General features: G+C 32.4%; 19 protein-coding genes and 1 pseudogene. 16 read left to right on the forward strand and 4 right to left on the reverse strand.

From position 1 onward, the window contains the following. The first annotated feature begins 6 nt into the window (after window positions 1-6). From ACY3JO_RS03215 to ACY3JO_RS03285, 15 genes and pseudogenes are all read left to right on the forward strand, one after another. Window positions 7-1,212 (forward strand): glycosyltransferase family 4 protein, encoded by a 1,206-nt coding sequence (locus ACY3JO_RS03215; RefSeq protein WP_463085383.1) that lies wholly within the window; start codon window positions 7-9, stop codon window positions 1,210-1,212. A gap of 198 nt (window positions 1,213-1,410) precedes the next feature. Next, window positions 1,411-2,046, forward strand: a complete 636-nt coding sequence (locus tag ACY3JO_RS03220; RefSeq protein ID WP_463085384.1) for a sugar transferase — start codon at window positions 1,411-1,413, stop codon at window positions 2,044-2,046. After that, window positions 2,018-2,983 (forward strand): methionyl-tRNA formyltransferase, encoded by a 966-nt coding sequence (locus ACY3JO_RS03225; RefSeq protein WP_463085385.1) that lies wholly within the window; start codon window positions 2,018-2,020, stop codon window positions 2,981-2,983. Before ACY3JO_RS03220 ends, ACY3JO_RS03225 begins: the two co-directional genes overlap by 29 nt. After that, window positions 2,980-3,669: a PIG-L deacetylase family protein gene (locus ACY3JO_RS03230; protein ID WP_463085386.1), complete on the forward strand. Its 690-nt coding sequence runs from the start codon at window positions 2,980-2,982 to the stop codon at window positions 3,667-3,669. The genes ACY3JO_RS03225 and ACY3JO_RS03230 overlap by 4 nt, the downstream gene beginning before the upstream one ends. A 15-nt stretch (window positions 3,670-3,684) precedes the next feature. Beyond that, window positions 3,685-3,975 (forward strand): annotated as a pseudogene (locus ACY3JO_RS03235) (sugar transferase); the annotation flags it as partial. Continuing rightward, window positions 3,965-4,591 carry an acetyltransferase gene (locus ACY3JO_RS03240; protein WP_463085387.1) on the forward strand — a complete coding sequence of 209 codons (627 nt, stop codon included), beginning with the start codon at window positions 3,965-3,967 and terminating at the stop codon, window positions 4,589-4,591. The pseudogene ACY3JO_RS03235 and the gene ACY3JO_RS03240, both read left to right, overlap by 11 nt. Window positions 4,592-4,615: 24 nt before the next feature. Continuing rightward, window positions 4,616-5,743, forward strand: a complete 1,128-nt coding sequence (locus tag ACY3JO_RS03245) for a DegT/DnrJ/EryC1/StrS family aminotransferase (protein WP_463085388.1) — start codon at window positions 4,616-4,618, stop codon at window positions 5,741-5,743. A gap of 723 nt (window positions 5,744-6,466) precedes the next feature. Further along, window positions 6,467-6,769 (forward strand): hypothetical protein, encoded by a 303-nt coding sequence (locus tag ACY3JO_RS03250; RefSeq protein WP_463085389.1) that lies wholly within the window; start codon window positions 6,467-6,469, stop codon window positions 6,767-6,769. Next, the gene (locus ACY3JO_RS03255; protein ID WP_463085390.1) at window positions 6,766-6,912 is read left to right on the forward strand and encodes a hypothetical protein; all 147 of its coding nucleotides are present in this window, start codon (window positions 6,766-6,768) and stop codon (window positions 6,910-6,912) included. The genes ACY3JO_RS03250 and ACY3JO_RS03255 overlap by 4 nt, the downstream gene beginning before the upstream one ends. Then, entirely contained in the window at window positions 6,885-7,136 is a 252-nt protein-coding gene (locus ACY3JO_RS03260; RefSeq protein ID WP_463085391.1) for a toxin-antitoxin system TumE family protein, read from the forward strand. Before ACY3JO_RS03255 ends, ACY3JO_RS03260 begins: the two co-directional genes overlap by 28 nt. A gap of 1,138 nt (window positions 7,137-8,274) precedes the next feature. After that, window positions 8,275-9,372 (forward strand): class II glutamine amidotransferase, encoded by a 1,098-nt coding sequence (locus tag ACY3JO_RS03265; RefSeq protein ID WP_463085392.1) that lies wholly within the window; start codon window positions 8,275-8,277, stop codon window positions 9,370-9,372. Beyond that, a complete protein-coding gene (locus ACY3JO_RS03270) occupies window positions 9,369-10,877 on the forward strand; it encodes a glutamate synthase-related protein (protein ID WP_463085393.1) in 1,509 nt (502 codons plus the stop codon). The genes ACY3JO_RS03265 and ACY3JO_RS03270 overlap by 4 nt, the downstream gene beginning before the upstream one ends. A gap of 2 nt (window positions 10,878-10,879) precedes the next feature. Further along, on the forward strand, window positions 10,880-11,347 hold the full coding sequence (locus ACY3JO_RS03275; protein WP_463085394.1) for a 4Fe-4S dicluster domain-containing protein: 468 nt from the start codon (window positions 10,880-10,882) through the stop codon (window positions 11,345-11,347). Between the two features lie 12 nt (window positions 11,348-11,359). Beyond that, window positions 11,360-12,613 (forward strand): NAD(P)/FAD-dependent oxidoreductase, encoded by a 1,254-nt coding sequence (locus ACY3JO_RS03280; RefSeq protein ID WP_463085395.1) that lies wholly within the window; start codon window positions 11,360-11,362, stop codon window positions 12,611-12,613. Window positions 12,614-12,615: 2 nt separating this feature from the next. Next, the gene (locus ACY3JO_RS03285) at window positions 12,616-13,374 is read left to right on the forward strand and encodes a GltB/FmdC/FwdC-like GXGXG domain-containing protein (RefSeq protein ID WP_463085396.1); all 759 of its coding nucleotides are present in this window, start codon (window positions 12,616-12,618) and stop codon (window positions 13,372-13,374) included. A gap of 26 nt (window positions 13,375-13,400) precedes the next feature. Here the strand turns inward: ACY3JO_RS03285 and ACY3JO_RS03290 are convergent, their stop codons facing one another. From ACY3JO_RS03290 to ACY3JO_RS03305, 4 genes are all read right to left on the reverse strand, one after another. Then, window positions 13,401-14,741, reverse strand: a complete 1,341-nt coding sequence (locus ACY3JO_RS03290) for a glutamine synthetase family protein (protein WP_463084983.1) — start codon at window positions 14,739-14,741, stop codon at window positions 13,401-13,403. Window positions 14,742-15,006: 265 nt separating this feature from the next. Further along, window positions 15,007-15,345, reverse strand: coding sequence for a P-II family nitrogen regulator (locus tag ACY3JO_RS03295; protein ID WP_463085397.1), 339 nt, complete (start codon window positions 15,343-15,345; stop codon window positions 15,007-15,009). A gap of 11 nt (window positions 15,346-15,356) precedes the next feature. Continuing rightward, entirely contained in the window at window positions 15,357-16,682 is a 1,326-nt protein-coding gene (locus ACY3JO_RS03300; RefSeq protein WP_463085398.1) for an ammonium transporter, read from the reverse strand. Between the two features lie 414 nt (window positions 16,683-17,096). Further along, window positions 17,097-17,279, reverse strand: a complete 183-nt coding sequence (locus ACY3JO_RS03305) for a hypothetical protein (protein ID WP_463085399.1) — start codon at window positions 17,277-17,279, stop codon at window positions 17,097-17,099. Window positions 17,280-17,556: 277 nt separating this feature from the next. On the opposite strand from ACY3JO_RS03305, the gene ACY3JO_RS03310 reads away from it, so the two are divergent. Continuing rightward, a complete protein-coding gene (locus ACY3JO_RS03310; protein ID WP_463085400.1) occupies window positions 17,557-18,993 on the forward strand; it encodes an SLBB domain-containing protein in 1,437 nt (478 codons plus the stop codon). Window positions 18,994-19,003: the final 10 nt, after the last annotated feature.

A 19,003-nucleotide genomic window follows, 5' to 3' on the forward strand; every position in this document is an offset into this window, starting at 1 on the left:
CGGTTTATGCATATACTTCTAATTCATGAGATATTCGTTACTCCTGATGAGGGAGGAGGAACTCGACATTATGAGTTAGCAAAATATCTTGTACAGATGGGACATAAAGTAACTGTTATAGCAAGTGATATAGATTATCTTTCTGGAATGAAAAAAAATAAAAGAATAGAAGTAAAAGAAGGAATTGAAATAATATATTCCCCGACATTATCTTCAGTACACAAAAGTTTTATTTATAGAGGATTAGCTTTCTTGTCTTTTTCAATAACCTCATTTTTTGATGCTATAAGGGTTAAAAAAGTTGATATTGTATGGGGGACATCTCCTCCCTTATTTCAAGCCTTAACTGCTATGATTATTGCAATTTTAGAAAGAAAGCCATTTATATACGAAGTTAGGGATTTATGGATTGATTTTGCAAAAGAATTAGGAATTGTAAATAATTCTTTTATATTGTTTCTTTTAAAAATAGTTGAAAAATTACTTTATAAAAAGGCGAAAAGAATAGTTATTAATTCTCCTGGTTTTATCCCATTTATTGAGAATAAAACCCCAAAGGATAAAATAATATTAGTACCTAATGGGGTTATAACTAAAGAATTTGATGTAGAAGCTGATAAAGTGGAAAATTTTAGAAAGAGTTTAGGACTGAATGATAAATTCATAGTAATGTATACAGGAAATATTGGAGTAGCAAATGATATAGAATGTATAATAAAATCTGCTAACCTTTTAAGAAATTATAAAGATATAAGATTCTTGTTAATTGGGGGTGGTATTAAAAAAAATGAATATAAACAATATATAAAAGAAAATAATTTAGATAATATAATTTTTTTGGATCCTTTTCCCAAAAAGGAAATTCCTATTGTAATTTCATCTGCGGATATATGTATAGCAACTTTGAAAGATACTCCGTTATTAAAAACAGTATATCCTAATAAAGTTTTTGATTATATGGCTGCAGGTAAACCCACAGTATTAGCTATGGAAGGTGTTATAAGAGATGTTATAGAAAAGGCAGAAGGGGGAATTTCTGTTCCTCCAAGTGATAGTAATAAATTAGCAAAAGCAATATTATTTTATTATAATAATAAAGATAAAATAGCTATTCATGGAAAAAATGCAAGAGATTATGTCAAAAAGTACTTTGAGAGGGAGAAAATAGCAAAAGAATTTGAAAAAATCTTAAGAGAGATTGTAGATAAATGAAAAGTCAAAACATTAAGCGTCTCATAGATATTATAGGTTTTCTTATAGGACTTACAATAAGTAGTCCTTTAATAATTATTATTTCAATTATAATATATTTAACCATGGGAAAACCTATATTTTTTAAATAAGTGAAATCAGGATTGGAAGGAAAGTTTTTTGTAATATATAAATTTAGGGCCATTCTGGATTTAAGGGATGAAAAGGGAAGTATTATTAAAGATTAAGAGATTAATAGATATTATTGTTGCTATTTCTGTTCTTTTCTTGAGCCTTCCTATCACTTTTGCTACTGCGGTAGCTATATATTCAGAAGATAGAGGACCAATATTCTTTAAACAAAAAAGAGTGGGACTGAAAGGAAAAGAATTTATCCTAATAAAATTTAGAAGTATGAAAGTTAATAACCTTCCTCCTGAGGAAGTAGGACAGGTTAGAGAAGAACATCCTTTGGTAACAAGAGTGGGACGTATAATACGAAGATATCATATAGATGAGATTCCCCAGATGATAAGTGTACTAAGAGGTGATATGAGTCTTGTTGGCCCAAGAGCAACTCTCCCTAGTCAAGTTAAAAGTTATGATAGTTTTCAAAAGCGCAGATTAAATATGAAGCCAGGAATTACGGGATGGGCACAAGTAAATGGAAATACTTTATTGGACTGGAGCGATAGAATAAGATTGGATGTGTGGTATATCGAAAATTGGTCATTGAAGTTAGATTTGTATATCATAATAAAGACTTTAAATACGATATTCTTTGGAGAGCATATTAATGAAAAAGCTTTAAGGGAGGCTATAGAATATGAAAATTATACTCGTGGGAGCAGTTAAAAGTACTCTAGTAGCATTGGAGACAATGGTAGAAAAATCTATAAAACCAATTACAATAATAACACTTCCTCTATCAAAAGCTTATAGACATTCTGATTTTGTTGATCTGCGCCCATTAGCTTTAAAGTATAATATTCCTATAATAGAGGCCTCTGATATTAATAATCCTGCAACAATAGAAAAGATAAAAAGTTTTGAGCCAGATTATATGTTTGTTATAGGTTGGTCTCAGATTTTAAGCAAAGAGGTTTTATCTATTCCCTCAAAGGGAGCTATAGGATATCATCCTGCATTATTGCCTAAAAATCGTGGACGTGCGGTTATTCCTTGGACTATTCTTCAAGGAGAAAAGGAGACAGGTTCAACATTATTCTGGTTAGATGAGGGTGTTGATTCAGGAGATATTTTTCTCCAAAAAATCTTTTCTATAGATTTTAATGAGACTGCTACAACTTTGTATGAGAAGCATCTTAAAGCTTTAAGAGAGTTGTTATTAGAAGCCCTATCATTTCTTGTAAATGGTAAGGTCCCCCGTATTCCTCAAGACCACACAAAGGCAACCTACTGTGCCAAGAGAACCCCTGGGGATGGATATATTGATTGGAATCTACCTGCTAAATATATATGGACGCTGATTAGAGCTGTAACAGAACCATATCCTGGAGCATTTACCTTTTATAAAGAGAAGAAATTAATAATATGGGAAGCAGATTACATTGGAGACGCTCCTTACTGCGGAATCCCTGGACAAATTCAAGCTTTTGAAGGATCAGGAGCCTTAGTTAAATGTGGTGATGGGAAACATATACTGCTTAAGGTCGTTCAGTTGGAGGGAGAAAATAAGATTTTACCAAGGAATCTTTTTAGACTTCATGAAAAGCTTGGTATTGATTTTATTAGTTTATATCAAAAGCTTCATAAGGAGAAAGATTTATGAGTAAAAAGGTTATAATCATTGCTCCTCATCCTGATGATGAAATCTTAGGAGTAGGGGGAACAATAGCGCGTCTTTCTGATGAAGGGGCAGAAGTTTATGTTATAATTGCTACTAAGGGTTATCCGCCTCTCTTCGATGAGGAATCTATAAATATAGGTAGGAGAGAAGCCTTAGAAGCTCATAAATTTTTAAAAGTTAAAGAAACTTTCTTTCTTTCCTTTCCAGCTGCCAATTTGGATTCAATTCCAAGTAGAGAGATCAATGATGAATTTGCTGAGATATTTAAATCTATAAAACCTGAGATAATATTTATTCCATTCAATGGAGATATTCATATAGATCATCAAAGGATATTTTTATCTGCGCTGGTTGCTGCAAGACCCAATAATTTAGAATTTCCTTTGTTTATATATGCATACGAAACACTTTCCGAAACAAATTGGAATGCACCCTATCTTACTCCCAATTTTGTTCCCAATTTATTCATAGATATCTCTCAATATTTAGATAAAAAGATTGAAGCTTTTAAGAAATATAAGTCTCAGATCAAAGAATTTCCGAATGAAAGATCTGTAGAAAGTTTAAAGATGCTAGCTATGTTAAGAGGAAGTACTGTTGGATGTTACGCTGCTGAGGCTTTTGTCTTAGTGAGAGGATTTTATAAAAGTGAGAAAAAAATATTATAAGGAGATATGAGTTAGGTTGGACCAAGGTCTCTTCTTATGGAATACTTAAACAGATATACTCCAGAGCAAGCAAGAATGCATGAGGTTAAGCCAGGGATGACAGGCTGGGCTCAAGTTAATGGTAGAAATGCTATCTCTTGGGAGGAAAAGTTTAAATTGGATGTATGGTATGTGGATAATTGGAGTATTTTTCTTGATTTAAAGATTATCTTTCTTACCATTTTGAAGGTGTTAAAACGAGAAGGAATAAGTGCAGAAGGTCATGTTACAATGCCTGAGTTTAAGGGAGTAAAAGATGAAGGATAACAGAATAGTAGTTATAGGGGCTGGCGGGCACGCTAAAGTAATCATTTCTACTCTTTTGGAATTAAACTATAAAATTGTAGGTATCCTTGATGATGATCCTATTAAAAGAAATCTGCATATTTTTGATGTACCTGTACTTGGATCGGTAGAACTTTTAAGATCAGGAAAATTTGAACAAGGAATTATTGCTATAGGAGATAATAGGATTCGTAAAGAGATAGCAGATAAATACAGAGAATTTTGTAAATGGATAAGCATAATTCATCCTTTTTCTTATATACACTCAAGTGTTGAAATTGGAGATGGAAGTGTTGTTCTTGCTGGCTCAGTAGTACAACCAGGTGTGGTTATTGGAAAACATGTGATCATAAACACTTCTGCTAGTGTAGATCATGATTGTAAATTAGAGGATTTTGTTCATATAGCTCCTGGAGTGCATTTAGCGGGTGGTGTTTTAGTAGGAGAGGGGAGTCTTCTTGGGGTTGGAAGTTCTGTTATTCCTTATAGAAGAATAGGAAAATGGAGTATAGTGGGTGCTGGAAGTGTTGTTGTTAATGATGTTTCAGATTTTATTACGGTTATTGGAGTTCCAGCAAAACCTATAAAACAGGGATAATAAGTTTTTACGTGAGGTGAAAATATGGAAAAAATTCCTATGTCTGCTCCTGATTTAGATGAGAGTGATATACAGGCGGTTTTAGAAGTTTTAAAATCTGGACGTCTTGCTTTGGGACCTAAGGCTAAGGAGTTTGAAGAATTAATGGCAGATTATATTGGTGTTAAGTATGCAGTAGCAGTAAGCTCTGGTACTGCAGGACTCCATATTTTAGTGAGAGCCTTAGGAATAGGTCCCGGAGATGAGGTTTTAGTACCATCTTTTACCTTTGCTGCAACAGTAAATGCTATTTTGTTTGAGAAGGGGATACCTGTTTTTGTTGATATAGAGCCCGAGACTTATAATTTAGATCCGGATGATTTAGAAAGAAAGATTACAAAAAAAACAAAAGCTATTATGGCGGTGGACATTTTTGGTCATCCTGCAGAGTGGGATAGGATTTTAGAAATTGCTGATAAGTATAATTTGAAAATTATAGATGATTCTTGTGAGGCCTTAGGAGCAGAATACAAAGGTAAAAAGATAGGACAATTTGGAGATGCTGCCTGTTTTGCCTTTTATCCCAATAAGCAAATGACAACAGGTGAGGGAGGAATTATAGTAACCAATAATTATGAAATTGCAAAACTGGCAAGAAGTTTAAGAAATCAAGGAAGAGGAGAAATGTCCGCATGGCTTGAACATGAAAGGTTGGGTTACAATTACAGAATGGATGAAATGTCGGCAGCACTTGGAGTTTCACAACTAAGAAGGATTGAAACATTTTTGGAAAAAAGAGAAAAAGTTGCAAGAATGTATACAGAGAGATTGAAGAAATTTTCTTGGGTAAGGCCCCCAGTAGTAAAGCCTTATGTCCGCATGAGTTGGTTTGTATATGTTATAACTTTGCAAGATGGATTAGATAGGGATGAGATAATAAAAGAATTGGAAAAGGAAGGAATTCCTGCAAGAGGCTATTTTTCCCCTATTCATCTACAACCATATATAAAAGAGATGTTTGGAACAAAAGAGGGTATGCTTCCAATTACTGAAAATATTTCAAAAAGGACATTGGCATTGCCCTTTCATAACAATATGAGAGAGGAAGAAGTAGAAGAAGTTGTGTCAACTTTAGCAAAAGTTGTAGAAAGAAAAATTAATATGTTATTATAACCAACAAATAAAGATAGTTATCTTTGAAGGGAGAAAGTTTATTTAATCTCCATTGTAGATAAGCACTCCTTTTGTAGAATTTGGGCTTTCTTTAATAAAGTCTAAAAGCTTTTTAATATCTCTCATAGTAGGGTTTTCTTTAAGTTTAACCTCAAAAGTAAGGATTCTTCTTTCCCTTTCTCTTGCTATCTCCTTTTGATTAATTATATTTCCACTTCTTAGAGATAAAGCTGATATAAGTTTTCTTAAATCAATAAGTTTATTTGGGAGAGAGCTCTAAAATCTTTTTATATAATGGTGGCATGGAAACTTTTTAAGATAAAGGGTATAGGATTAATTCTTCCTAAAGTCTCTTCGTTGGTAAAGTTTTCTTAACATAAACTAATAAAATTTATTATATAAGGAACATCTCAAAGTTGATAGCTCTTTCTGTAAGACTTTCAGAGATTTCTTTAATAGTAAGGGATTATATTTTAATTCATCTTCGGAATGATTTTTATTCATTACTTGAAGGTTAACACAAATCTTATGGGAAAGCAAACTATTGTTTGTAGTAATTAGTAATGTGCTATAATTTAAGTTAGAATGATATAAATGAGTAAAAATGAAGAACTCATAAAGAAGATAGCTAACGATTTAGGCATTGATTTTGAGGATATTACTAAGGAAAGTCTAAAAGCTTTCTTACAAGAAAAAAGAAGGAAGATATAGGAGGAGGAATTAATGAGTTCTACACTCCCTTTAAATGATGAAAAGATTAAAATTATAGCAAAAGAACTTGGTTTATCTGAAGAAGAATTGATGAAACAAAGTTTGGTAACTTTTTTAGAGAGAAAATTAAAAGAGATAAAGGCAGAGATTTATAAGATAAAGAATAAGTATATGATTTCATCAATTGAGGATTTTGAAAGGCTTTATGAAGAAGGGAAAATAGAGGAAAAAGACTCTTTTGATGATTTTAAAAGGCTGGATCATTTAGAATTTAAAAAAGAAGAGATAGAGAAGATCTTGGAAGAATTAAAGTGATTATAGACACTGAAAAACTCAGGGATATTATAGAAACAGAATATAGCGACATTGTGGAGTATGCATCGTTACCTGATATAAATGAGATAAGAGTTTTCTTAATAGATGGTAGTTTTTGGATATATGGTTTTCTCTTAAGTTAGTGGGAAGATATTCATATCATTGGGAGAGAAGATTTATTGATAATTCTATATACAGGCATGATAATGCACCTCATAGAAATTGGGAGAGAGTAAAGACTTTTCCAAAACATTTTCATAATGGTTCAGAGGAAGATGTAATTGAGAGCTATATTCCAGATAACCCTGAGGAGGCAATTAGAGATTTTTTAAATTTTATAAGAGGTAAAATACTGAAAAGAGAATGATTTAGGTATTGATTATAGGAATATTTCAGAAAAGAAAGATTAGAAGATTTCATTTTAAAGATAATAAAGAAGACGTCAAAGATTGTTTTTAGAAGGAAAGATAAAAAATAAATATTCATACAGGTTAGAGACAAACTATATTGAATGGGAAGCCTTAGAAATGGAAAAGAAAAATTGTACATAGTTAATAAGAAAACTTAACTTTAAAATTTAAGTAAATATTTCTTAACAGGGAGAACAAAATTTTCTATATCATTTCTATTTCTATATTCCACTATTTGAATTAGTTTTTCCTCCTAACTTTTTGTCTACCACTTCTACTCTACTAATCCTTTAGCAATTGATTTATATTCTGAGTATAAATCTATATATCAGTTTTTTGACAAGATAGTCTGTAAATATCAAAAATTGCTTATAATGTTCTTCTTGGGAGACTATCACAAGCAGGAATATAAATATTTTGAGATAAAAAAAGCCTCTTCATCTAATTCAGATAATTCTATATAGTTCTTTTAGAGATGAGCCTATCATTAATAATCTTTCATTATAAAATTTTTATGTATCTATACTATATTTTTCTAAGACTTATCTATTATCTTTACTTCTTCTTTTTTTAATTTTCCATGCATTATCTTTTTGAGAGCCAGAAGGATAAAAAGGGCACATATTTTTTACAGATCTTTATATGCTCTTGAGGTTTATCCATAATTAATATTATTCTTAATTAGATTTTATCATAAATGGACCTTGTTAATTTTGAGAAGATTAAAAGAAAGATTTAGTTTCTCCCTGTTGCCTCACATAATATTCTATATGAATATAAACTTAATCAAATCTTTTTTCCTCTCTCTTTTTGTCACTGCTAGCTTTAAATTTTTATAATCTTCAATTAACCTATTCTTAAATTCCTCCTTTTCCCAATAAGCTTTACTATTAGAAGAAAACTTCTTTATTAATAATTAGAAATTTTCATTTGATAGTCTTTAAAAGTGCTTTTTTATTAACTTTATAATTATATCGGCAAAATATAGCCGTAGTTCTTTTTAAAAATATGATATTGACAAAATTTTAATTTTAAATTAGAATTATACTCCACAATTTACCTAACAATAGCGTTGGGAAAAAAGGAGGGTAAATTATGCTTATGGAAGGTCAGATCAGGATTCCATCAGCCTGTGGCCTTATAGGTTATATTAATAGACGAGGAAAAATTACCTCTGGGGATCATATAGTTAGCGCCATGTCTGTAATGCGTGAAAGGGGTAACGGACTCGGAGCAGGTTTTGCTGGCTACGGAATATATCCTGATAGAAAGGAATATTATGCTTTTCACCTTTTTTATGAGAATACAAAGGCAAAGGAAGAAACATCCCAGTTTTTATATAGATATTTTAATATAGTATATGAGGAAAGTATTCCAACAAGAAAAGTTAAGAATATAAGGCATGCTCCTCTAATATGGAGATACTTTGCAAAACCCAAAGAAGAATATTTATTTGAGGATGAAATTTCAGAAGAAGACTACGTAGTGGAAAAAGTTATGGAAATAAATACGAAGATAGATGGGGCTTATGTATTTTCAAGCGGGAAGAACATGGGTATCTTTAAAGGAGTTGGCTATCCTGAAGACATAGGAGATTTTTATAGATTAGAGGAATATAAAGGTTATATGTGGACAGCCCATACTCGTTTCCCTACAAATACACCAGGTTGGTGGGGTGGTGCTCATCCCTTTGGACTTTTAGATTGGAGTGTGGTTCATAATGGAGAAATTTCTTCCTATGGTGCTAATGTTAGATATATAGAAATGTTTGGATATAAGTGTACGTTGAGAACTGATACAGAGGTAATAACCTATATAATTGATCTTTTGCTTAGAAAACATAAACTGCCTTTAGATATCGCTGTCAAGGCTTTGGCTGCTCCTTTTTATAGTGCTATTGAAAGAATAAATGAGGAAGAAAAAGCAAAAATTAAAATTATAAGGGCTGTTTACCAGAGTTGTCTACTTAATGGACCTTTTGCAATTATTTTAGGCTTTTCTAATGGTATGATAGCTCTTAATGATCGTATAAAGTTGAGACCATTAGTTGCAGCTGAGAAAGGAGAGACCTTATATGTTGCCTCCGAAGAGGCAGCTATTAGAGAGCTCTGTAGTAACCCTGATAGGATTTATCTACCCAAAGGAGGAGAACCAGTAGTAGGCTTTTTAGAAGAAGCGGAGGTGTTAGTATGAAGACTCTGTATGAATCTGATTTCTTAGTTATAAGAGATGAAACAAAATGTATAAGATGTAAGGTTTGTGTAAGACAATGTGCTAATGGTGTGCATGATTATGACGAGGAAGAAGATAGAATAATTTCTGATAATTCAAAATGTGTAGGTTGTCATAGATGTGTAGCTTTGTGTCCTACAAAGGCTTTAACTATAATGAGAAATCCATTAGAATTTAGGGAAAACTATCAATGGACAGCAAGAGCTATAAAAGACATATATAAACAAGCTGAAACCGGTGGAATTCTCTTAACAGGTATGGGAAATGATAAGCCCTATCCCATTTATTGGGATAAGATCTTGATAAATGCAAGTCAAGTTACAAATCCTTCGATTGATCCCCTAAGAGAACCCATGGAAATAAAAACCTTCATAGGTAGAAAACCAGAAAAATTAGAGTTTGATGAAGATGGTAGATTAGTAACAGAGATGCCTCCTCAACTGGAACTGGAAGTTCCTATAATGTTTTCCGCTATGTCCTTTGGTTCTATAAGCTTAAATGCCCAAGAATCTTTGGCAAGTGCTGCAGTAGAGATGGGTACTTATTGGAATACAGGAGAAGGTGGATTACATAAGAAATTATATGCTTATAAAGATAGAGCTATTGTTCAATGTGCTTCTGGAAGATTTGGAGTAGATATAGATTATTTATATGCAGGATCAGCCATAGAGATAAAAATTGGCCAAGGGGCAAAACCAGGAATAGGTGGGCACCTCCCAGGGGAAAAGGTAGGAGAAGAGGTATCTGCCACTCGTATGATTCCTGTTGGTACAGATGCTCTTTCTCCTGCCCCCCAACATGACATATATTCTATCGAGGATTTAAGGCAACTCATTTTTGCCTTGAAAGAAGCTGTAAATTATAAAAAACCTGTTGGAGTAAAAATTGCAGCTGTTCACAATGTGGCAGCTATAGCCTCTGGAATTACACGGGCAGGAGCAGATTTTATAGTGATTGATGGATTCAGGGGAGGAACAGGGGCTGCTCCAACGAGAATTAGGGACAATGTGGGAATACCTATAGAGCTGGCTTTGGCTGCTGTAGACTCTCGTTTAAGAGAAGAAGGAATAAGAAATCAAATATCCATAATAGTAGCTGGATCTATAAGGAATAGTGCTGATGTAATTAAAGCTATAGCTTTAGGTGCTGATGCTGTATATATAGCTACAGCTGCTTTAATTTCCATAGGATGTCATCTTTGTCAAAATTGTCATACTGGTAAATGTAATTGGGGAATAGCAACTCAAGATCCTAATTTAGTGAAAAGATTGAATCCTGAAATTGGAGCGAGGAGAGCTGCAAATCTCTTAAAAGCTTGGTCCCATGAGATAAAGGAGATGTTAGGGGGTATGGGAATTAATGCCTTGGAGAGTTTGAGGGGGAATAGACTTATGTTGAGAGGTGTGGGACTTACAGAAAAGGAATTGGAGATTTTAGGAGTAAAACATGCAGGGGAGGGAATGTAAAGATGATAATAGAGACCAAAAATAAAACAAAAAGGAGGATTTATCCTAAGGAGGAGGTATGTATTGGTTGCCATCTATGTGAGGTATATTGTGTTCTTGCCCATTCTGGTACAAAGGATTTAATAAAGGCCTTCAAAAAGAAAGATAAGCCAACACCGAGGGTTATAGTAGAAGAGAAAGAAGGTTATTATATAACTTTTGCTTTACAATGTAGGCATTGTGATGATCCGTTATGTACTAAAGCTTGTATTACGGGAGCAATGCATAAAGATGATAAAACAGGAATTGTAGTATGTGATGAGGATAAGTGTGTGGGATGTTGGTCTTGTATTTTAGTATGTCCTTACGGAGCTATAAGAAGGGGAGAGAATAAAAAAGTAGCATCTAAATGTGATCTATGCTTAGATGCTGGAGAACCTGCCTGTGTTCAGAATTGTCCTAATTCAGCTTTAGAGATAGTAGAAGCTTAGGGAGGGATTAAATTGAGATATGTAATTATTGGAAATTCTATTGCTGCTTGTGGATGTATTGAGGGGATACGAAAGGTAGATTATGAAAATGAAATAATAGTAATATCTAATGAGCCATATCACGTATATTCCAGGCCTTTGATATCTTATTGGCTTTCCAAGAAAATAAGTGATGATAAAATTTACTATCGTCCTCAGAATTATTATGAAAAATATAAAGTTAAGCCTGTTTTAGGGATAAAAGTAGAAAGAGTAGATTTTGAGAGAAAAAATATATATTTGGAAAATGGGGAAGAGCTTTCATATGATAAACTACTAATTGCTACGGGTGGAAAACCTTTTATACCTAATATCCAGGGTCTTGATAAAAAGAATGTTTTTACATTTATTAAATTTGATGATGTTAAAGGGATAGATAAAGTATTGTATGATGGAATGAGGGCTATAGTTATAGGAGGAGGATTAAGTGGATTAAAAGCTGCGGAAGCTTTAACTAAGAGAGGTTGTAAAGTTACTGTAGTCGAGCTTGCTGACAGAATTTTGGGATCAATCTTAGATAATGAGGGTGCTAAATTAGTTCAAGAGGAATTGGAGAATCATGGTATAGAATTTATTCTTAAAAATTCAGTAATTGAAATTATTGGTGATGATAAAGTGGAAAAAGTAAAACTACAATCCTTAGAGGAGATTCCAGCAGACTTGGTAGTTTTCTCTATTGGGGTTGTACCTAATTTGGATATTTTTAAAGATACTCAATTAAAGATTAACAGAGGGATCTTAGTAAATGAAAGAATGGAGACAAACATTCAAGGTGTTTATGCTGCAGGAGATGTGGTTTCTGCCTTTGATATTATTTTAGGAGAAAACAGAGTGATACCTATACTTCCTAATGCATATATGCAGGGTGAAATAGCTGGTCTGAATATGGCAGGAGAGAAGGCAAAATATGATGGTACATTTCCAATTAACTCTATAGGATTTTTTGATATTCATATGATGACAGGGGGATTAGTAAATCCGATAGATGGTTGTGAAATACTTAAGAGATTAGAGGAAAAGAAAAAGATATATAGAAAAATATATATAAAAGAAGGAAAAATTTTAGGATTCATGTTTATTAACTCTTTTGATAGAACAGGTATGATTGTAGATCTAATGAGAAATAAAGTAGATGTTTCTAATTTTAAAGATAGACTTTTATCAGATAATTTTGGCTTTTTAGACCTTTCAAAAGAGACAAGAAAAGAAAAGATATGGAGGTCTTAAAAATGAGGATAATAGAGGACACTTTTACCATAGATGCTAAAGGAATGCATTATAAAGATCTAAATGAAGAAATAGAAAAAAAACTTAACGAGGGATATAAGAAGATAAAGCTGATAAATGTTAATGGCCAAAGGTATATTGGTGCTGGACTTACCTTCCCAGATAGAGATATTGAGATTTATGGGGTACCAGGAAATGATTTAGGTGTTTTTATGAATGGTCTTAACATAAAGGTATATGGCAATGCTCAAGATGGTGTTGGAAATACAATGAATGATGGAGAAATTGTAATATACGGATCATGTGGGGATATTATGGGTTATGGTATGAGAGGCGGAAAAATATTTGTAAAAGGTAATGTAGGATATAGAGTAGGGATACATATGAAAGAGTATAAAGATAAGATTCCTGTAATCGTTGTTGGTGGAACAGCTGGAGATTTTTTGGGAGAATATATGGCTGGTGGAAGAATTATCGTATTAGGATTGGAAGAAGAGGATGATGAGAATTTATGTGGATATTTTTGTAGTACAGGAATTCATGGAGGGATAATTTATTTTAGAGGAAAAATCCCTGAGTATAAGTTAGGAAAAGAAGGAAAAATTTTGGGAATTGATGAGGAAGATGAAAAGTTTCTCGAAGAGAATGTTAAAAAATTTTCTGACTATTTTGGTATAGACTACAACTATATTATGGAAAAACCTTTTTTAAAAGTTATACCCTTTAACAAAAGACCTTATGGGAAATTGTACGCATATTAAAAAGGAGGGAGAAATCTCCCTCCTTTTTATAGTATTGGTAGATATGTTTCTAACTCATAAGTAGTTACTTGTCTTCTGTAATTATCCCATTCCATCTTCTTATTCTCTATAAAGTTTGTAAATACATGATCTCCTAAAGCATTTCTTACAAGTTCACTCTTTTCAGTAATCTCTATGGCTTCAATTAAACTTCCTGGAAGATTCTCTATTCCTCTTTTTCTTCTTTCCTCTTCTGTCATATGATACACATTCTCTTCTACAGGATCTGGAAGAGGATATTTCTTCTCTATACCTTCAAGCCCTGCAGCTAACATTACAGCAAAGGCAAGATAAGGATTGCAAGCTGGATCAGGAGCTCTATATTCAATTCTTGTAGCTTCTTCCTTTCCAGGTTTATACATAGGAACTCTAATAAGATCAGACCTATTTCTCATAGCCCAGGAAATATAAACTGGTGCTTCATAGCCAGGCACTAACCTTTTATAGGAATTCACCCATTGGTTAGTAATTAGTGTGATTTCTTTTGCATGTTTTAAAAGGCCAGCAATAAAATGTTTTGCGATTGATGATAAATGATATTTATCATTTGGATCAAAGAAGGCATTTCTTTCATCTTTGAATAAGCTCATATGGACATGCATACCTGAGCCATTCTGTCCAAAAAGAGGTTTTGGCATAAAGGTAGCATATACACCATTTAAATAAGCCACTTCCTTTATTGCTAATCTTGCGGTCATAACTATATCTGCCATGGTTAAAGCTTCTGCATACCTAAAGTCTATTTCATGTTGGGAAGGGGCAACTTCATGGTGATTAAATTCAACTGTAATTCCCATTTCTTCCAGCATCTTAACGGTTTGATTTCTCAGATCTACAGCTTCATCCCTTGGTATTAGATCGAAATATCCACCCCAATCTAACACCTCAAGGGGTGGGTTTGGAGATTTGAAATAGAAGAATTCTAATTCAGGTCCAACATAGAATTTATATCCCATATTTTTGGCTTTATTTAACATCTTTTTGAGAACATTTCTTGGATCTCCATCAAAGGGTTTTCCGTTTGGTTCAACTATTGTAGCAAACATTCTTGCCACTTTTATTTCTTTTTGTCTCCAAGGAAGAATGGTGAAAGTTTCTGGTTCTGGAAAAGCAATCATATCACTTTCATCAATTCTTGTATATCCTCTAACAGATGAGCCATCAAATCCCAATCCTTCTTCAAAGGCTTTCTCAAGTTCGTGGGCTGTTATAGTGAAACTTTTAAGATATCCCAATACATCTGCAAACCAAATCTCCACAAAATAAATGTCGTTGTCTTTGATATACTTTAAAACTTCTTCTTTAGTTTTAGGAAAGCTGTTTGTCATTTTTTCCCTCCTTTTTATGGACTTTATATTTTTAAAAAGCAAAACGTAACATTAAATAAAAGATGTTAATTTTTTTAATTTTTTATCTATATCACCCCCTTTTGGGAATAAAATATGGTATAAAAACTTAAATAAGCATTATTGCTTTTTAATCTCTTCTTTGAGATTTTAGATTATAATCTTAGTTTAAAATTAATTTTATGTCAATATCTAACTTTTAAAAAGGTAAAAAGCAATATATTTCCTATGAGTTATATAAAAATTTTTATATGGCTTTATTACCTCTTTCACCAGTCCTTATTCTTATTGCATCCTTTATTTCAGAGACAAATATTTTACCGTCTCCTATCTCTCCAGTTCTTGCACTTTGAATAATTGTTTCAATAATATCTTCTAAATTTGATTCCATTGTTACTATTTCAATCTTTATTTTAGGTAACAAATCTATTCTGTATTTCTCCCCTCTCCATTGCTGTTCAATACCTTTTTGATTACCATATCCTTCTACTTCACTAATTGTTAATCCAGAACATTCTATTTCTTCTAAAGCTTTTTTTAAGTCATCTAACTTTTCAGGTCTAATAATAGCTTCTATTTTTATCATTCTTTCACCTCCTAAGATTTAGTAATACTTTTAAAAGATATATTAGGTTTACGTATTAAAAATTCTGGATATGCTGAATTACCGTGTTCTCCGACATCTAATCCTTCAATTTCTTCTTTTAAACTTACTCTTATCCCTACTGTTGATTTTAAAATATACCATGTAATCAAAGATGTTAGTGTTACAAATATTCCTACAGATAACACACCTATAAACTGAATAAAAAGAAGTTTTAAGCCTCCGCCAAAAAGTAGACCATCTACAGAAGAAAAAGATGTTACCCCTTTTCGTGCAAATAAGCCTACACTTAAAGTTCCAAAAATACCGTTAACAAGATGTACCGATAAAGCTCCGACTGGATCGTCTATTTTTAGCTTATCAAAAAATATAACTGATATCACGACTAAAAATCCTGCAATTAATCCTATGAAGATAGAGCTTATAATATCCACGAAAGCACAAGGTGCAGTTATAGCTACAAGACCCGCTAAGGCACCATTTAGGGTCATACCTAAATCGGGTTTTCCTAATAAAATCCATGAGGTAATAGTTGAACTCAAAACTGCTGATGCTGCAGCCATATTTGTTGTAATGACTATGTGAGATATGGCTTCAGGATCAGCGCTCATTGTAGATCCCGGATTAAATCCGAACCATCCAAGCCACAATACAAAAGTCCCAAGTGTTGCAAGAGATAAATTATGACCAGGAATAGGTTTAACTCTACCATCTTCATCATACTTACCAAATCTTGGTCCCAATAATATCGCCCCTACTAATGCTGACCATCCACCTACAGAGTGAACGACTGTAGAACCTGCAAAATCAAGCATTCCCATATTGGCAAGAAAACCACCTCCCCATATCCAGTGACCTACTATGGGATATATAATCATAGACATAATGAAGGAAAAAAGAATAAATGATTTGTATTTTATTCTTTCTGCAACTGCCCCAGAAACTATTGTTGCAGCAGTACCACAAAAAACCAATTGGAAAAAGAATTTAGCAAGTAATGGAACACTTGCCCAAGATATGGCAGAGTAAACTCCTTTGTAGGCTAATCCTGTAGCAGGCGAGTTATCAGGTCCCTGTAAAAAGAATAAACCTTTTATTCCTATAAATGGTGTTCCATCACCAAACATCAATCCCCACCCTAAAAGGAAATATCCGATAGAAGAAACAGCAAATACAATGAAATTTTTTGAAAGGATATTGACAGTATTTTTTACACGAGCAAAACCAGATTCGACCATAGCAAATCCTAAATTCATAAAAAATACTAACATACCAGCAATTAAAACCCAAAAAGTATCAAGAATAATTTTATTATCCATTTTCTCACCTCCAAATTTTACATTTTTTAAAAATTATTTAAAAAATATAAAAATTTTTCTATCACCTCCTTTAGAGAATTTCAAGCTTCTTGGAATTGTTTTGACATCTTTGTCTAAGGATTTGTTTTAAGTATTATATATTAATATAAATTTATAGTCAATATCAAATTTTTTAAAAGGCATACGGTAAATTATTTCCTACAAGATAAAAATATATATTTAAAAAACTCTTGTTGCCTTACATAATTTTCTATAACGAATATAAATTTAATCCAATCTTTTTTCACCTCTGTTTTTATCACTGCTGGCTCTAAATTTTTATGATCCTTAATTAACCTAATCTTTAAGTTATTCTCTTTAATTAATCTCTTTACCAATAAGCTTTTGCTATAGAATTTCTAATTTCTTTTTCCCTCATAATATCAAGAGAAGGAAAAGGAATTTTTCTCTAATCTCTTTTAAGGTAATAAATACCAAAGCTTGTGCTTCCCAAATGGCATCGTTCATGTCTGTTGTATTTAGTGTATAGCTAAGATATTTTCTTACTTCTACTCTAAATGCTGTAATTTTCCCTTTAGCTTTAGAGGCAAAAGTCATGGAATAATTTCTTAAGACAAAAGTAGTAGATTTATAAAGAATAAGAGCACTTTCTTTTTAAGCTATCTTTTATAACTTTCTCTAATTACAGGCTTTCTTTCTTTGAAATTAATAGTCATGATGTTAGATTCTAATTTTATTGATTTCTTTCATTTAAAAATCCTTCCTTTTATTTTAAAATTTTTAAGTATATTTTTTTGGATGCAATTTGTTCTCTAAATTTATTTGATTTTTTATGTTAAAATAAAGAGAAAAATATAATAGTTGGGGGATAGAGATGAGGAAAATATTTATTTTGATTATACTGGGAATGTTTTATTTACTTTCTATTACCTTAGCCCAAACCTATACAATCTCAAGGTTATCTTCATCAGATGTATTCTTTGGAAGCCCCCTAGACCCTGATAAATATGTTCTTGGGGTTGGAGATAAATTAAGAGTTTATATTCTGAAAGAGACAGGAGAGCCAGATATATATGAGCTTTTTGTTTCTCCAACTGGATCTATAAATCTCCTTGTTGCTGGGAGCATCAAAGTTGCTGGTTTAACTCTTACAGAGGCAAGTAAAGAGGTTTCAAGAAAGATTTTAGCTTACTATCCAAGAAGTAAAGTAGAACTTGAACTTATATTCCCAAGATATATTAAAATTTCCATAACTGGCGAGGTTTTGAATCCTGGTTCATACTTAGTTTCAGCTTTAAGTACACTTGATGATGTAATAAAGGTTGCTGGGGGTTTAAAATCTTCTGCTTCTACGAGAAATATACAGATAAAAAGAGGATATAGTATTATTTCAATAGATTATTTGAAATATGTAAAATTTGGGGATGAAAAAGGAAATCCTGATATTAAAGAGGGAGATATAATATATGTACCTATTGTTAAAAAGATAGTAAAGGTTTTTGGAGAAGTACAAAATCCAGGAATGTTAGAAATAAAAGAGGGGGAGACCTTAAGAGATGTAATAAATATGGTTGGTGGATTTACACCCAAGGCGGATCTATTTTCAGCTTATGTGGAGAGACAGGGAAAGGATAAAAAGGAGATCATTCCAGTTAATTTATATAAATTGATTTATGAAAAAGATGATAAAGAAAACGTTGTTTTAAATGAAGGAGACACATTGGTAATTCCAGAAAGAGCAAACAGGGTTTATGTACTTGGTTATGTTCAAAATCCTAAATCCTTTATAATTAGAGAAAGTACATCCGGAAAAGCAACTTATACCTCTCAAATTCCTGAAGAAATTAGTGAAAATACAAAGGTGAGCGAACTTATAAGAATAGCGGGAGGAATAGTTTCTGTAGGAAGTCAAAGAAGGATTCAAGTGATAAGGGATAATAAGTTGATAAAAGAGATAGATCTTTTTAAAGTTTTGATAAAAGGAGATACAGAAGAAGAAAATATAAAGATAGTGCCTGGAGATATTATCTATGTACCATTAAAAGAAAAAACTGTGAGAGTACTTGGAGAAGTTAAGGTACCTGGTATGTATGAAGTAAAAACGGGAGAGAAGATTGTGGATATAATAGAAATGGCGGGAGGATTTACGGTGAGGGCTGATATGAAAAATATTGTGATTGAGAGATACATTACAGAGAGGAAGCAAGTTATCAATTTGGATCTTTCAAAATACTATAAAGATAAAGATGAAAAAGTGAACATTCCTCTTGAAGATGGAGATGTTATAAATATTCCTGTTAAAAGTGATTAAGGGGGATGAA

It is taken from the genome of Dictyoglomus sp. LHC4 (assembly GCF_055181355.1).

Coding starts and splice junctions, on each gene's coding strand:
- ACY3JO_RS03285 (WP_463085396.1), top strand. CDS start 12,616: ATGAGGATAATAGAGGACACTTTTACCATAGATGCTAAAGGAATGCAT.
- ACY3JO_RS03225 (WP_463085385.1), top strand. CDS start 2,018: ATGAAAATTATACTCGTGGGAGCAGTTAAAAGTACTCTAGTAGCATTG.
- ACY3JO_RS03220 (WP_463085384.1), top strand. CDS start 1,411: ATGAAAAGGGAAGTATTATTAAAGATTAAGAGATTAATAGATATTATT.
- ACY3JO_RS03240 (WP_463085387.1), top strand. CDS start 3,965: ATGAAGGATAACAGAATAGTAGTTATAGGGGCTGGCGGGCACGCTAAA.
- ACY3JO_RS03245 (WP_463085388.1), top strand. CDS start 4,616: ATGGAAAAAATTCCTATGTCTGCTCCTGATTTAGATGAGAGTGATATA.
- ACY3JO_RS03250 (WP_463085389.1), top strand. CDS start 6,467: ATGAGTTCTACACTCCCTTTAAATGATGAAAAGATTAAAATTATAGCA.
- ACY3JO_RS03265 (WP_463085392.1), top strand. CDS start 8,275: ATGCTTATGGAAGGTCAGATCAGGATTCCATCAGCCTGTGGCCTTATA.
- ACY3JO_RS03230 (WP_463085386.1), top strand. CDS start 2,980: ATGAGTAAAAAGGTTATAATCATTGCTCCTCATCCTGATGATGAAATC.
- ACY3JO_RS03300 (WP_463085398.1), bottom strand. CDS start 16,682: ATGGATAATAAAATTATTCTTGATACTTTTTGGGTTTTAATTGCTGGT.
- ACY3JO_RS03215 (WP_463085383.1), top strand. CDS start 7: ATGCATATACTTCTAATTCATGAGATATTCGTTACTCCTGATGAGGGA.
- ACY3JO_RS03305 (WP_463085399.1), bottom strand. CDS start 17,279: ATGACTTTTGCCTCTAAAGCTAAAGGGAAAATTACAGCATTTAGAGTA.
- ACY3JO_RS03270 (WP_463085393.1), top strand. CDS start 9,369: ATGAAGACTCTGTATGAATCTGATTTCTTAGTTATAAGAGATGAAACA.
- ACY3JO_RS03310 (WP_463085400.1), top strand. CDS start 17,557: ATGAGGAAAATATTTATTTTGATTATACTGGGAATGTTTTATTTACTT.
- ACY3JO_RS03275 (WP_463085394.1), top strand. CDS start 10,880: ATGATAATAGAGACCAAAAATAAAACAAAAAGGAGGATTTATCCTAAG.
- ACY3JO_RS03295 (WP_463085397.1), bottom strand. CDS start 15,345: ATGATAAAAATAGAAGCTATTATTAGACCTGAAAAGTTAGATGACTTA.
- ACY3JO_RS03290 (WP_463084983.1), bottom strand. CDS start 14,741: ATGACAAACAGCTTTCCTAAAACTAAAGAAGAAGTTTTAAAGTATATC.